Consider the following 12779-nt stretch of genomic DNA (forward strand, 5'->3'; position numbering starts at 1 on the left):
GGGGCTTTTGCATGGGCGCATCGCGCCGATTACCGCACCGAAGGCACGGTTGCACTCATCATCATCAACTTCATCGCCGCCGATCCAGCAGCCGCGCCGAAGCGCTTGGCCATGCGTTCGGCGATGTTCTCCTTGACCGTGTAGTCGACGATGTCCTCGGCCTTGAACAGGTCCCGGGCCACGTAGTCCGCGCTACCCAGGCCATCGGCCAGCCCCAGCTCCACAGCGCGCTCACCCGACCAGAAGAGCCCCGAGAACAGTTCGGGATCGTTCTTGAGCCGATCACCGCGACCTTCCTTCACCACGTCGATGAACTGTTGGTGGATCTCCTTGAGCATGGACTCCGCGTAGCCCTTCTGGCGTGGCACTTCCGGCGAGAACGGATCGAGCATGCCCTTATTGGCGCCGGACGTATACAGGCGGCGCTGGACGCCGACCTTGTCCATCAGACCCGTAAAGCCAAAGCCATCCATCAGCACGCCGATCGACCCCACGATACTGGCCTTGTCGACATAGATCTTGTCGGCTGCGGCGGCCACGTAATAGCCGCCCGATGCGCAGATTTCCTCGACCACCACGTAGAACGGCTTGTCCGGATACAGCTTGCGCAGGCGGTGGATCTCGTCGTTGATGATGCCGGCCTGTACCGGCGAGCCACCTGGCGAGTTGATTTTCAGGATCACACCAGCCGCCGACGTGTCCTCGAAGGCCGCCTGAAGCGCCGCGTTGATCGAGTCCGCGCTGGCCGCGGTGCCGGCGGCGATTTCGCCGTCGAGCGTGACCATGGCGGTATGGCGACCGCTCGTCGAACTCAGCACATCCCCCTTGAAGTCGATCACGGCGTAGAGAATCAGCGCAACGATGCCGAGGGTAAGAAAGCGGAAGAAGATCTTCCAGCGTCGCGCCGAGCGCTGCTCGCGCAGGGAGGCCATCAGCACCTTTTCGAGCACGTCGCGCTCCCAGCCACCGCTACCGCTACCACTACCACTGCCGCCACTGCTGCCCCCAACGGGACCGCCCTTGCCTGCCAGGCGGGCGCGACGCTCGTCAGCTTCGCGCTTGGCCGCGTCGTCGCCAGCCCGCAGTTCGCGCTCCAGCGGGAATTCGGCGTGCTTTGCCGTCTCCAGCTTGCTGTCGTCGCCTGCGCGATCTTGAGGTTGACCCGGTTCGTTCGGCGGATTTTGCTGTTCTGTCATGCGAATGGACTCGATAAAGTCAGATGACGTCCCGCTCCGCCTTACTCGGCGTCGAGCGGGAAAAATGGGGGTTCAGGCAACCAGAAGACCGCGCCCTCGCGCTCCTCGATCCGGAGCTTGGCGAGCGTGGCCCCCTTGCACGGGCCACCCACGCACAAGCCGGTGTCCGGCGCGTAGGTCGCGCCATGTGTAGCGCACATCAAGTATAAGCCCGCACTATCGAAAAACTGACCTTCCTGCCAGTCCAGCTCCATCGGCACATGGGCGCACTGATTCAGATAGCCGTGCGCGGCGCCGTCGTATCGCACGACGAACGCGCCGATCTCCCGCGTGTTGAGACGCACTGCAAAGCGCACGCCTGCGCCACCGTCGACCAGTTCCTCTGCCGCGCAAAGGCGCCGCGGTTCCAGCAATGCTTCAGGCATGAGCGAGCAGCCAGGCCTGCAGGTCGGCAATCGACGTTGCGCAATGCACGGGCGACATCTCACGCAGCGATTCCGCCGGATGCGCGCCGTAGGAGACGCCAAGCCCCTGCGCGCCAGCGTTGATGGCCATCTGCAGGTCGTGGGTCGTGTCGCCGATCATCACGGTCCTACCGATATCCTGGCCAAGTTCGCGCGTCAGTTCGTGGAGCATGGCCGGATGCGGCTTCGAGAACGTCTCATCGGCGCAGCGCGTGGCATCGAACAGCTTGCCGATGCCAGTTGCCGCCAGAGCGCGTTCGAGTCCGACTCGGGTCTTGCCGGTGGCCACGCCCAGGAAGTAATGCTCGGCGTGAAGCGCCTCGAGCATGTCGAGCACGCCCGGGAACAGCACCAGTTCGGCGTCACGCGTCAGGAAGTGATAGCGGTAGCGTTCCGCCAGACGCGGATAGTCGGCGGGATCGAGCGTCGGCACGGCATACGAGAGCGCGTCTTTCAGGCCGAGTCCGATCACATGGCTGGCCGCGCTGTCATCCGGCACGGGTAGTCCCAGATCACGGCTGGCGAGCTGTATGCATTTGGCGATGGTCGGGGTGGAGTCCATCAGGGTTCCATCCCAGTCGAAGACGATCAGGTCGAAGCGCTGCCTGGCCATTGCGGTCCTTGTTGGATACTGAAAGTGTGTGAGCGCTAACAGCGACGTGCGTACGGATCAGTCCGCGTCGCGCGCTGGCCGCCCCTGCCGCAATTGTTGCAGAAATTCAACACACTCGGCAGGCAATGGCGCGGACACCGTCATCGGCGCGCCGGTGGCCGGATGTGTCAGCGTGAGCCGGTGCGCATGTAGGAACATGCGTTTCAGTCCCGGCTTGGCGCCGCTGCGGGAAAGCGCCTTATTGAGCGCAAAATCGCCATATTTATCATCACCAACGATCGGGAAGCCAATCGATTGCAGATGCACGCGAATCTGGTGCGTCCGTCCGGTCTTCAGTTCGGCCTCCAGCAACGTGTAGCCGTCGAAGGCCTCCATGCGATTGAAGACCGTATGTGACGCCAACCCGTCCGCCTGCACACGCACGCGGCGTTCGCCGTCCGGCGTGCTGTATTTATATAGAGGTAGCTTCACATGCTGGCGCGTGTTCGGAAACTCGCCCGCCACGCAGGCGAAATACCGCTTGTCCATGCCGTTGCCACGAATCTGCTCGTGCAGGTGCACCAGCGCGGAACGCTTCTTCGCCAGCACCAAGATTCCGGACGTTTCCCGATCGAGCCGATGGACCAGTTCGAGGAACTTCGCCTCCGGCCTGGCGCGGCGTAGTTGCTCGATCACCCCGAAGGCCACCCCAGACCCGCCATGCACGGCCACGCCGGCCGGCTTGTCGATCACGAGCAGCGCGGCATCCTCGAAAAGCACAGGAAACTCGCCTGCGGGGACGAAACCACTGGCCGTAGCAGCCTTCTCCGCCACGCGCATCGGCGGGATACGCACCACATCTCCGTTCTGCAACCGGTAAGTGGCGTCGACCCGACCTTTGTTGACGCGCACTTCGCCTGAGCGCAGCACGCGATAAATGTGGCTTTTGGGCACGCCCTTGGCCACCTTCAACAGGAAGTTGTCGATGCGCTGCCCTTCCGAACTTTCGTCGACGGTCACGTACGCCACCTGGAGCCCGCTGGGGCGCGATTGCGGCTCCGTTGCAATTTGATGGCGTAACTCATTCATTTTCAATATAATTTCCCGGCCGTTACCGGCCAAAGACCGGAAACGCACGACCTGTGTAAGCGAGGTTTGGCGCGAGCCCTGAAAACCTGCCCGGATTTGCCAGCCATTTTTTCGCGGCGCATCGGGCAGGAACATGCGGGACATCCAACAGATTGAATTGGGTAGTCCCACCAGTATCCGCGCAAGATTTCGCATTTTACACTTCGGGTTGCCATCGACCCGGCCCGTCCCCCGCTTATTGCGTACCCCGCAAGCGCCGGACAGGCAAATGGTGGCAATCAGCAGCACGCACGCGCCGCGCCGGCACGCAGGAAGTTGCCCAGAGGTAACTTCGGCATCGAACCGGTCGACACGTGGAAACTGAGTGTTCAGGTAGAAAAGAATTCAATGTGGATGCTCGCCATTGGGCATCCGCATCGGTGAGAGAAGACCGCCCGCACCGGGAATCGGTGCCGGCCCGGCAGGCCAGCCTGCCAACCGACCTGCAAATCGGCCGCGATCCGGCGTGGTTCATAACACCCCGGATTGTCTGGCGCCCTGACGCAGAACGCCAAGAAGCAGTGGCGCGCCCGCCAGCACACGGGTCGGATTGGTATCGGCATGCGCACGCCGCGTCCGGATAACTTGCTCTTTGACGCGTCTTGGCCACCCCGGCCCGGCTGCGAGAGGAAACGAAAGCCTGTGCCGACGGCACGGCGTACACGTCCTCCCGCCCCCGGCCAGCCGGTATCCGCCAGAGGTCGCTGTATCAGGAGCAATATTGCATTGCTCTCCCGACCCAACTGACTGCCCGTCCACAGGGACGGCCAATTCGCCGACAGCTTCTCCTTTCACCCGCGCCCAGCCGGCCGCGCTTTCGTGCGCGCTGGCGTCTTTGGCAATTCTCCCGCCCTCGCTCACTTTCCTCGCGTGCTCCCTGGACCGTTGCGGGCATGGCCGATTCATGACATTTGGCTCCCGCGACACTGGAGTGAGGTATTGCGATGAAACGCATGCTGTTTAACGCGACGCAACAGGAAGAGCTGCGCGTCGCCATCGTCGATGGTCAGAAACTGATCGACATCGACATCGAAACCGCCGGGCGCGAACAGCGCAAAGGCAACATCTACAAGGGTGTCATCACCCGGATCGAACCCTCGCTGGAAGCGTGCTTCGTCAACTACGGCGAAGAGCGCCATGGCTTCCTGCCGTTCAAGGAAGTGGCACGCGCCTTCTTCAAGGACGGCGTGGACGTGCGCAACGCGCGCATCCAGGACGCCCTGCACGAAGGCCAGGAACTGATCGTCCAGGTCGAGAAGGAAGAGCGCGGCAACAAGGGCGCAGCCCTGACCACGTTCATCTCGCTGGCCGGCCGCTACCTGGTGCTGATGCCGAACAACCCGCGCGGTGGTGGCGTTTCGCGCCGCATCGAGGGCGAAGACCGCCAGGAACTGCGCGAGACGATGGCGCAGCTCCAGGTGCCGGAAGGCATGAGCATCATCGCGCGCACCGCCGGTATCGGCCGTGCCGCCGAAGAACTGCAGTGGGACCTGAACTACCTGCTGCAACTGTGGAAGGCCATCGACGGCGCCGCCGGCGACAACAAGGCCCCGTTGCTGATCTATCTGGAATCCAGCCTCGTGATCCGCGCGATCCGCGACTACTTCCAGCCCGATATCGGCGAAATCCTGATCGATACCGACGAGATCTATGAGCAGGCCCGCGCCTTCATGAGCGTGGTCATGCCGGACAACATGAGTCGCGTGAAGAAGTACCGCGACGACGTGCCGCTCTTCTCGCGCTTCCAGATCGAGCACCAGATCGAATCGGCCTACTCCCGCATGGTGATGCTGCCGTCGGGTGGTGCCATCGTGATCGACCACACCGAAGCCCTCGTTTCCGTCGACGTGAACTCGGCCCGTGCCACCAAGGGTGCGGACATCGAGGAAACCGCGCTGCGCACCAACCTGGAAGCGGCCGACGAAATCGCCCGCCAGCTGCGCCTGCGCGACCTTGGCGGCCTGATCGTGATCGACTTCATCGACATGGAGTCCGGCAAGGCCCAGAAGGATGTGGAAACGCGCCTGAAGGATGCGCTGCGCCACGATCGCGCCCGCGTGCAGATGGGCAAGATCAGCCGTTTCGGCCTGATGGAGCTGTCGCGCCAGCGCCTGCGTCCGTCCCTGTCCGAAGGCTCGCATATCACCTGCCCGCGCTGCAACGGGACGGGCCACATCCGCGATACCGAATCGTCCGCCCTGCAGGTGCTGCGCATCATCCAGGAAGAGGCGATGAAGGAAAACACGGCCGCCATCCACTGCCAGGTGCCGGTGGAAGTGGCCGCTTTCCTGCTGAACGAGAAGCGTCAGGAGATCAACCTGATCGAGCTGCGCTTCAAGGTCAACGTGCTGCTGATCCCGAACAAGCACCTCGAAACGCCGCATTACAAGCTCGAGCGCCTGCGCCACGACGATCCGCGCCTGGAAGAGTCGACTGCCAGCTACCGTATGGCCGAGGCTGCCGCCAAGGAACTCGAGGCCGACACGAGCTACAGCAGCCGCAAGAAGGAAGAAGCGCGCCCGCGTCAGGAAGCGGCCGTCAAGGGCATCACGCCCGACGCGCCGGCACCGGTTTCGGTGCCGCGCCCCGAGCGCGTGCGCCCGGAGGCACCTGCGGCGCGCCCTGCACCGGCAACCCAGCCGGTGGCCAGCGGCGGTTTCATTGCCTGGCTCAAGGGCCTGTTTGGCGCCAAGCCGGCCACGCCGCCCGAGGCACCGGCAAAGCCGGCAGCCGAAACCCCGTCGCGTGGTGGTGAAGGCCGCCGCGAGCGTGGTCAGCGCGGCGAAGGCCGTGGTGAAGGCCGTGAGGGACGCGAAGGCCGTGAAGGTCGCGAGGGCCGTGGCCAGCGTGGCGAGCGTGGCGAACAGCGCGGTGACCGTCAGGGCCGTGGCCAGCGTGGTGAACGCAGCGAGCAGCAACGCGGCGAACAACGTGAGCAGCGCGAGCCACGTGAGCAACGTGGCGAACGCCCGGCACGCGTGCCTCGCGAAGGCCAGGCCACCCCGGCAATCGCCCAGCCGGAACGTGCCGAGGCACGCCAGGAAGGCCGCCGCGAGCGCAGCCAGGAACGCCGCGAGCGTCAGCGCGAGCGTCAACGCGAACGCCATGAGGCCCGCGAGACCGACGAGGCACTGAGCACCGAAGCGCCGCAGTTGGCCGTCGGCGCCGCCCAGGTAGCGCCGGTCGTCGCAGCCGCCGCAATGGTCGCCGTGACCACGGAAGCAGGCACCACGGAACTGCCGGCTGGTGTGGAAGGTGCCGAGACCGGTGAAGGCGAAGAACGCCGCCGCCGCAATCGTCGCGGCCGCAACCGCTATCGCCGCGACCGTGATGACACTGCGCAGAATGCCGAAGGTATTGACGGCGACGAAGCCAATCTGGCCGAAGTCAGCGCAGGCGTGACGGAATCGGAATCTGAGTCGACTGGCTACCAGCCCACTGTTGCCGAGGCCGATGAAAGCGTCAAGGCTGTCGAAACGGCCGTGGCGGTGACGCCGGCGGAAGTGGCCCCAGCAGCACCGGTCGCTCCGGTGGCCCCGGTGGCATCCGAGCCCGTCTTCGCAGCCGTTGCCGAGCCGCAAGCGGCGCCGGTAGTGACGCCCGCTCCGGTCGAGACGGCGCCGGTGGTAGCCGCTCCCGTGGCAGCTGCTCCGGTGATTTCGGAACCTGTCATCGTCACGCCGGACGTCGCCCCGGCCCCGGTTGCAGCCCCGGTTGCAGCCCCGGTTGCAGCCCCGGTTGCAGCCGTGGTGGAAACCGTGGCAGTCGTATCGGCCGCAACGCCGGTGACCGCCGCGCCAAGCGCCGAGAACCTGGAGCCGATGCTGGCTGCGGCTGGCCTGGAGTGGGTCCGTACGGACGGCGACAAGCACCGCGCCGCACAGGAAGCCGCTTCGCAGATCGTGCCGGCGCCGCGCGTGCCGCGTGAGCGCAAGCCGCTACCGCCGCTGCCGGAAGGCCCGATGGTTCTGGTCGAGACCGGTGGCGTACAGCAAGCCGCTGCACAGCAACAGCAGTAATTGCCTCGCGCGCTGACCGCGCGCCGGCAAGGGGAAAGGGGACGGCCAGAAGCCGTCCCCTTTTTTTGTTTGCGGATTGATTGACTTGCTGCAATGCCGCAAGCTGTATTGCAGCTGCCTCGGGCAAACTGTGACCCTATGGCAATAATGTCATCCACGATGCCCGATGCCGCTCGGCTAGAATGGCTGACAGAAAGGCCTCCCGGGCGCCCGCGCGCCGAAGAGCCTCCGTCCTCACCCTGGCCATGACCGATACCGTCATCCCCATTCTCGACCTGCGCGACCATCGATACCATTCGATGGTGCCGAGCATTCCTTCGCACCTGGTTGCGCCGAACGGACTCGTTGCCGATACGCGCGGCCGGCCACTGCATGACCTGCGTATCTCGGTCACTGACCGCTGCAACTTCCGCTGCGTGTACTGCATGCCGAAGGAAGTGTTCGACAAGGACTACACGTTCCTTCCCCACTCCGAGTTGCTGAGCTTCGAAGAGATCGAACGCACCGCGCGCATTTTCGTCTCGCAGGGTGTAGAGAAGATTCGTCTGACCGGCGGCGAGCCGCTACTGCGCAAGAACATCGAGCGACTCGTGGAAATGCTCGCGCGCATCGAAACCGTATCGGGCAAGCCGCTGGACCTGACGCTGACCACCAACGCATCGCTGCTCGCGCGCAAGGCGCAGTCGTTGCGCGACGCGGGCCTGTCCCGCGTCAGCGTCAGTCTCGATGCCATTGATGACGCGATCTTCCGCAAGATGAACGACGTCGACTATGCCGTGCGCGACGTGCTCCACGGCATCGAAGTGGCGCAAGCCGTCGGGCTGGCGCCGATCAAGGTCAACATGGTGGTCAAGCGTGGCACCAACGACGGCGAAATCGTGCCGTTGGCGCGCCACTTCCGCGGCAGCGGCATCATCATGCGCTTCATCGAGTTCATGGACGTGGGCGCCAGCAACCACTGGCAGATGGGCGAAGTCCTTCCGTCGGCCGAAGTCGTGCGCCGGATCGACGAAGTGTTTCCGCTGGAAGCCGTGGCCGCCAATTACTCGGGCGAGACCGCAGAGCGATGGCGCTACCGGGATGGCGGCGGCGAGATCGGCGTGATTTCGAGCGTCACGCAGGCCTTCTGCGGAGACTGCAGCCGCATCCGGCTGTCGACCGAGGGTCGGCTCTATCTGTGCCTGTTCGCCACCGAGGGCTACGACCTGCGCGCCCTGCTGCGCGGTGGGCACAGTGACCTGGAGATCGCCAACGCGATTGCCCAGGTCTGGCAAGGCCGCACCGACAACTATTCCGAACAGCGCAGCGATCCGGCAATTCGCGCGGCACGCGCCGAGCGCAAGATCGAGATGTCCTATATCGGCGGGTGATGCCCTTCCGGGCGCCGCGCCCCATTCCTCGAGATCCATGATTTCACGCGACGACATAACCGGCCTGATCCTGGCCGGCGGCCGAGGCAGCCGCATGGGCGGCACGGACAAGGGCCTGCAACCGCTTCGCGGCGTGCCGATGGCCATGCATACGCTGATGCGCCTGTCCGCGCAGACCGGCGCGATGCTGATCAACGCCAATCGCAACCTTGCCGCCTATGAATCTTTCGGCGTGCCGGTCGTTACTGATTCCGTGCCCGACTTCGCAGGCCCCCTGGCCGGCATGCTGGCAGGGCTCGAGCAATGCCAGACCGGCTGGATGGTGACGGCGCCTTGCGATTCGCCATTCCTGCCCACGGATCTGGTGCTACGGCTGGCCCAGGCCATCGAGACCGAGGACGCCGAACTGGCGATTCCGGTCACGATCGACGCCGACGGCCGCCGCCAGACCCAGCCCGTGTTCTGTCTGATGCCGGCATCGGCCATCGACAGTCTGGTCGCCTATCTGAACGGTGGCGGCCGCAAGATCGAGACCTGGGCGGCCAGCCATCGGTTGGTGGAAGTGCCGTTCGACGATGCCGCGGCCTTCGCCAATATCAACACGCTCGACGAACTGCACATGCACGAAAGCGAGAAGCGCGCGGGTTAGACTTCCAGCCTACGCTCAAGACCTCGCCTTCCGAGTACACGCGCGCCGTCCACTGTCTCTGTTCAGACTGTCAGGCGCGCCACGAGACTACGCCATGCCTTCGCTTCAATCCGTCATCTCCTGCCTGTCAGACTACGACCCCTCCGCCCTGCCCGTGGCGAAGGCCAACGCCATCATTGGCGATGTGATCGAGCCTGTTGGCGGCATCGAACAACTGGCGATCCGCACCGCACTCGATCGCGTGCTGGCCGAGGATGTGATCTCGTCGATCGACGTGCCGGCGCATGACAATTCCGCGATGGACGGCTACGCGTTCAGCAGCGCGGCGCTGGCCGACGCCGGGAGCGACGTGGTGCTTCAGGTCATCGGCACGGCCTACGCCGGCAATGCGCTTGGTAGCCCGGCAGGCCCGGGGCAAGCCGTGCGCATCATGACCGGCGCGGTCATGCCCGACGGTTGCGATACGGTGGTGCCTCAGGAGTTCGTTGAGATCCAGGCCGGTGGCAACCAGATCCGTTTTGCGGCTGATGCCGTGCGCGCCGGCGACAACCGCCGGCTGCGTGGCGAGGATCTGGCCAACGGGCAGGCCGCGCTTGCCGCGGGCCGCATCCTTCAGCCAGCGGATATCGGCCTGCTGGCCTCGCTTGGCGTGGCCGAAGTCAAAGTGCGCCGCCGCCTGCGCGTGGCCTTCTTCTCCACCGGCGACGAGCTCCGCTCGATCGGTGAGGCACTGGACCCGGGCTGCGTCTATGACTCGAATCGCTACACGCTGCACGGTATGCTGCGCCGCCTCAATGTCGACCTGATCGATATGGGCGTGGTCCGGGACGATCCGGAAGCACTGGAAGCCGCGTTCCGCAGCGCTTGCGAGAATGCCGACGCGATCATCACGTCAGGCGGCGTTTCTGTTGGAGAAGCGGACTACACCAAGCAGATCATGGCGCAACTGGGCGACGTCACCTTCTGGAAGATCGCGATGCGCCCCGGCCGCCCGATGGCATTTGGACGCATCACGTCGAATGGCCGCGAGGCACTGTTGTTCGGACTGCCAGGCAATCCGGTGGCCGTGATGGTCACGTTCTACCATTTCGTGCGCGCGGCGTTGCATCGACTGATGGGTGCCAAGGTCGCCCCACTCCCGCTGATGCGCGTGCGCAGTGCCGGAACCATTCGCAAGAAGCCGGGCCGTACCGAATACCAACGAGGCATTCTCGCCCCCGGTGCCGATGGCACGCTGGAAGTCCGCGTCACAGGCCAGCAGGGCTCAGGGGTGCTGCGGTCCATGAGCGAAGCCAACTGCTTTATCGTGCTCGCGCATGAACAAGGCACTGTGGAAGCTGGGGAAAGCGTCGAAATCATGCTTTTCGACGGATTGATCTGAGCGCAGCGATACGGCGAGGTCCTGCGAGGGTGTCGTTTTTGTGCCGCATTCGGCGGCAAAAGCCGGGTCCCGCCATCCGAATTGCCCATCCACAAGAGGGGCAGACTAGGCGTCGCAAGCCCCAATCGCTACACTTGCAGCACGAAAATCCGAATCCCCGAATATTGTGTCTGTCGTCATGAACCAGGAGATCGCGTACCTCCACCCTGTCAAGACCGCTCGCGCGCTGGTGCTGGTCTACCTGTGCTTTTCCGTACCGATCGTCGCCATGGGCCTCTTCGTTGCCTTCATTCGCTATGGCGACCTGCCCGGCATCACCGTCTTCACGGCCCTGATTCTCAACGCGTTGATCGGATTCGGCCTGCTCTGGCTCGGTTGCAAGGCATACAACTGGGTGGCTGCCCGCTTCGGCGGCATCGAAGTTCACGTGCGCGAATTGACGCCCGAAGATCGTCAGTAAGCTGTTTCGGCTGTCACACGGGCGCTGCACCGGTTCCTCGCAGCGCCACAAGAAGCTGGACGTGCCATAGGCGATTGCTGTGTCTTTTGCCGCCATCCTCCGGCGGCTGATCTGCAGCCTTGTGGACGCTCCGAGATCGCGTCGGAATCTGAGCGACTACAGGCCTTCTGCCTGCCCCTGCTCCGCAGCGTCGGCATCCACTGAGGGCTTCTCGCCTGTTCCCAGTAGCTGTTCCGCCAAATCTCCAGGTAACGCCTCGACGGTACGCAGCTTGCGTTCCATTTGCCGGGTACGGACTTCGGCCTGTTCGATATTCCGAGCCGCACGTACCAGCGTGTCACGCGTCTTGGCGAGGACTTCACCGAATTTGCCGAACTCGGTTTTCACGGCGCCGAGCACCTCCCAGACTTCGCTCGATCGCTTCTCCAATGCAAGCGTGCGGAAACCCATCTGCAAACTGTTGAGCAACGCGGTCAGCGTCGTTGGGCCAGCCACAGTCACTCGATAGTCGCGCTGCAGCAGGTCTGTGAGTCCCGGGCGCCGCAGCACCTCGGCATATAGCCCTTCGGTAGGCAGGAACAGAATCGCAAAGTCCGTCGTTGCGGGAGGCGACAGATACTTCTCCGCGATCGTCTGGGCTTCGCGCCGCACCGCGACCTCGAGTTCACGGCTCGCACTGTTCACCCCGTCCACATCGCCCCGGTCCTGGGCGTCGATCAGGCGCTCGTATTGCTCCTTCGGGAACTTGGCGTCGATCGGCAGCCACACTGCCCCACTCTCCAACTCTCGCCCAGGCAGACGGATGGCAAATTCGACGCGCGCGCCAGAACTGCGGACCGTTTCGACATTCTTGGCGTACTGATCCGGAGTGAGTATTTGCTCGAGCAGCATCTCAAGCTGAACCTCTCCCCATGTGCCGCGCGACTTCACATTGGTCAGTACGCGCTTGAGGTCACCTACGCCCTGCGCCAGCACCTGCATCTCGCCGAGTCCACGATGGACCTGCTCCAGACGATCGGACACCAGCTTGAACGATTCACCGAGCCGCTGCTCCAGCGTGGCGTGGAGCTTCTCGTCCACGGTGCGACGCATTTCCTCAAGCTTGGCGGCATTGTTGGCCTCGATGTCGCGCAGCTTCTGCTCCAGCGTCGTACGCACCTCCACCAGACGCCGCTCATTGACTTCCGACATCTGCGCAAGCTGCTGTTGCTGTACCGTCGCGATGCTCGTCAGATGCGTCGACAGCGTCTGCTGGAATCGCAACATCTGCTGACCGGCTTCACCGCGATTGGCGCGCGCGCTTTCGGCGATCTCCGTGCGCACTTCGCGCTCGAGCCGCTCCAGGCCACGCGCGGTATCCTCGCGCACGTCGTCACGCAACTCGCCGAGCAATGGTTGCAGGTCCGCGCCAGCGGATTTGCCCTGCGTGCGCCAGACCAGCACCAGTAGCAGCAGTACCGCCACCACGGCGGTCGCGAGGGTCAGGATGGGAACCAGTGACATGTCTCGGGCAGCCCGGC

10 protein-coding genes are annotated in these 12779 nt (G+C 64.2%); 5 read left to right on the plus strand and 5 right to left on the minus strand.

What is annotated here, in order from left to right:
- Positions 1–29 precede the first annotated feature (29 nt).
- From K6G35_RS11055 to K6G35_RS11070, 4 genes are read right to left on the minus strand one after another with little or no spacing between them, the layout of a single operon-like run.
- Positions 30–1196, minus strand: coding sequence for a S49 family peptidase (locus K6G35_RS11055; protein ID WP_495675728.1), 1167 nt, complete (start codon positions 1194–1196; stop codon positions 30–32).
- Between the two features lie 41 nt (positions 1197–1237).
- Positions 1238–1621 (minus strand): Rieske (2Fe-2S) protein, encoded by a 384-nt coding sequence (locus K6G35_RS11060; RefSeq protein WP_495675729.1) that lies wholly within the window; start codon positions 1619–1621, stop codon positions 1238–1240.
- The gene (locus tag K6G35_RS11065) at positions 1614–2273 is read right to left on the minus strand and encodes an HAD-IA family hydrolase (RefSeq protein WP_008644829.1); all 660 of its coding nucleotides are present in this window, start codon (positions 2271–2273) and stop codon (positions 1614–1616) included. The genes K6G35_RS11060 and K6G35_RS11065 overlap by 8 nt, the downstream gene beginning before the upstream one ends.
- A gap of 57 nt (positions 2274–2330) precedes the next feature.
- A complete protein-coding gene (locus K6G35_RS11070; RefSeq protein WP_035884885.1) occupies positions 2331–3341 on the minus strand; it encodes an RluA family pseudouridine synthase in 1011 nt (336 codons plus the stop codon).
- Positions 3342–4324: 983 nt separating this feature from the next.
- Between K6G35_RS11070 and K6G35_RS11075 the strand changes: the two genes are divergently transcribed.
- The 5 genes from K6G35_RS11075 (at position 4325) to K6G35_RS11095 (ending at position 11259) form a co-directional block, all read left to right on the plus strand.
- Entirely contained in the window at positions 4325–7399 is a 3075-nt protein-coding gene (locus K6G35_RS11075) for an Rne/Rng family ribonuclease (protein ID WP_495675730.1), read from the plus strand.
- A 245-nt stretch (positions 7400–7644) separates the two neighbouring features.
- Positions 7645–8769 (plus strand): GTP 3',8-cyclase MoaA, encoded by a 1125-nt coding sequence (gene moaA / locus K6G35_RS11080; RefSeq protein WP_495675731.1) that lies wholly within the window; start codon positions 7645–7647, stop codon positions 8767–8769.
- A 37-nt stretch (positions 8770–8806) separates the two neighbouring features.
- On the plus strand, positions 8807–9418 hold the full coding sequence (mobA, locus tag K6G35_RS11085; RefSeq protein WP_035884882.1) for a molybdenum cofactor guanylyltransferase MobA: 612 nt from the start codon (positions 8807–8809) through the stop codon (positions 9416–9418).
- Positions 9419–9512: 94 nt separating this feature from the next.
- Positions 9513–10799 carry a molybdopterin molybdotransferase MoeA gene (gene moeA, locus K6G35_RS11090; RefSeq protein ID WP_008648395.1) on the plus strand — a complete coding sequence of 429 codons (1287 nt, stop codon included), beginning with the start codon at positions 9513–9515 and terminating at the stop codon, positions 10797–10799.
- Positions 10800–10977: 178 nt separating this feature from the next.
- Complete coding sequence (locus tag K6G35_RS11095) at positions 10978–11259, plus strand: hypothetical protein (RefSeq protein ID WP_008648396.1); 282 nt, start codon at positions 10978–10980, stop codon at positions 11257–11259.
- A gap of 156 nt (positions 11260–11415) precedes the next feature.
- Here the strand turns inward: K6G35_RS11095 and K6G35_RS11100 are convergent, their stop codons facing one another.
- Positions 11416–12762, minus strand: coding sequence for a DNA recombination protein RmuC (locus K6G35_RS11100; RefSeq protein WP_495675732.1), 1347 nt, complete (start codon positions 12760–12762; stop codon positions 11416–11418).
- Positions 12763–12779 lie beyond the last annotated feature (17 nt).

The sequence above is a fragment of the Cupriavidus sp. HY129 genome (genome assembly GCF_059492215.1).

Coding starts and splice junctions, on each gene's coding strand:
- K6G35_RS11055 (WP_495675728.1), bottom strand. CDS start 1,196: ATGACAGAACAGCAAAATCCGCCGAACGAACCGGGTCAACCTCAAGAT.
- K6G35_RS11060 (WP_495675729.1), bottom strand. CDS start 1,621: ATGCCTGAAGCATTGCTGGAACCGCGGCGCCTTTGCGCGGCAGAGGAA.
- K6G35_RS11065 (WP_008644829.1), bottom strand. CDS start 2,273: ATGGCCAGGCAGCGCTTCGACCTGATCGTCTTCGACTGGGATGGAACC.
- K6G35_RS11070 (WP_035884885.1), bottom strand. CDS start 3,341: ATGAATGAGTTACGCCATCAAATTGCAACGGAGCCGCAATCGCGCCCC.
- K6G35_RS11075 (WP_495675730.1), top strand. CDS start 4,325: ATGAAACGCATGCTGTTTAACGCGACGCAACAGGAAGAGCTGCGCGTC.
- moaA (WP_495675731.1), top strand. CDS start 7,645: ATGACCGATACCGTCATCCCCATTCTCGACCTGCGCGACCATCGATAC.
- mobA (WP_035884882.1), top strand. CDS start 8,807: ATGATTTCACGCGACGACATAACCGGCCTGATCCTGGCCGGCGGCCGA.
- moeA (WP_008648395.1), top strand. CDS start 9,513: ATGCCTTCGCTTCAATCCGTCATCTCCTGCCTGTCAGACTACGACCCC.
- K6G35_RS11095 (WP_008648396.1), top strand. CDS start 10,978: ATGAACCAGGAGATCGCGTACCTCCACCCTGTCAAGACCGCTCGCGCG.
- K6G35_RS11100 (WP_495675732.1), bottom strand. CDS start 12,762: ATGTCACTGGTTCCCATCCTGACCCTCGCGACCGCCGTGGTGGCGGTA.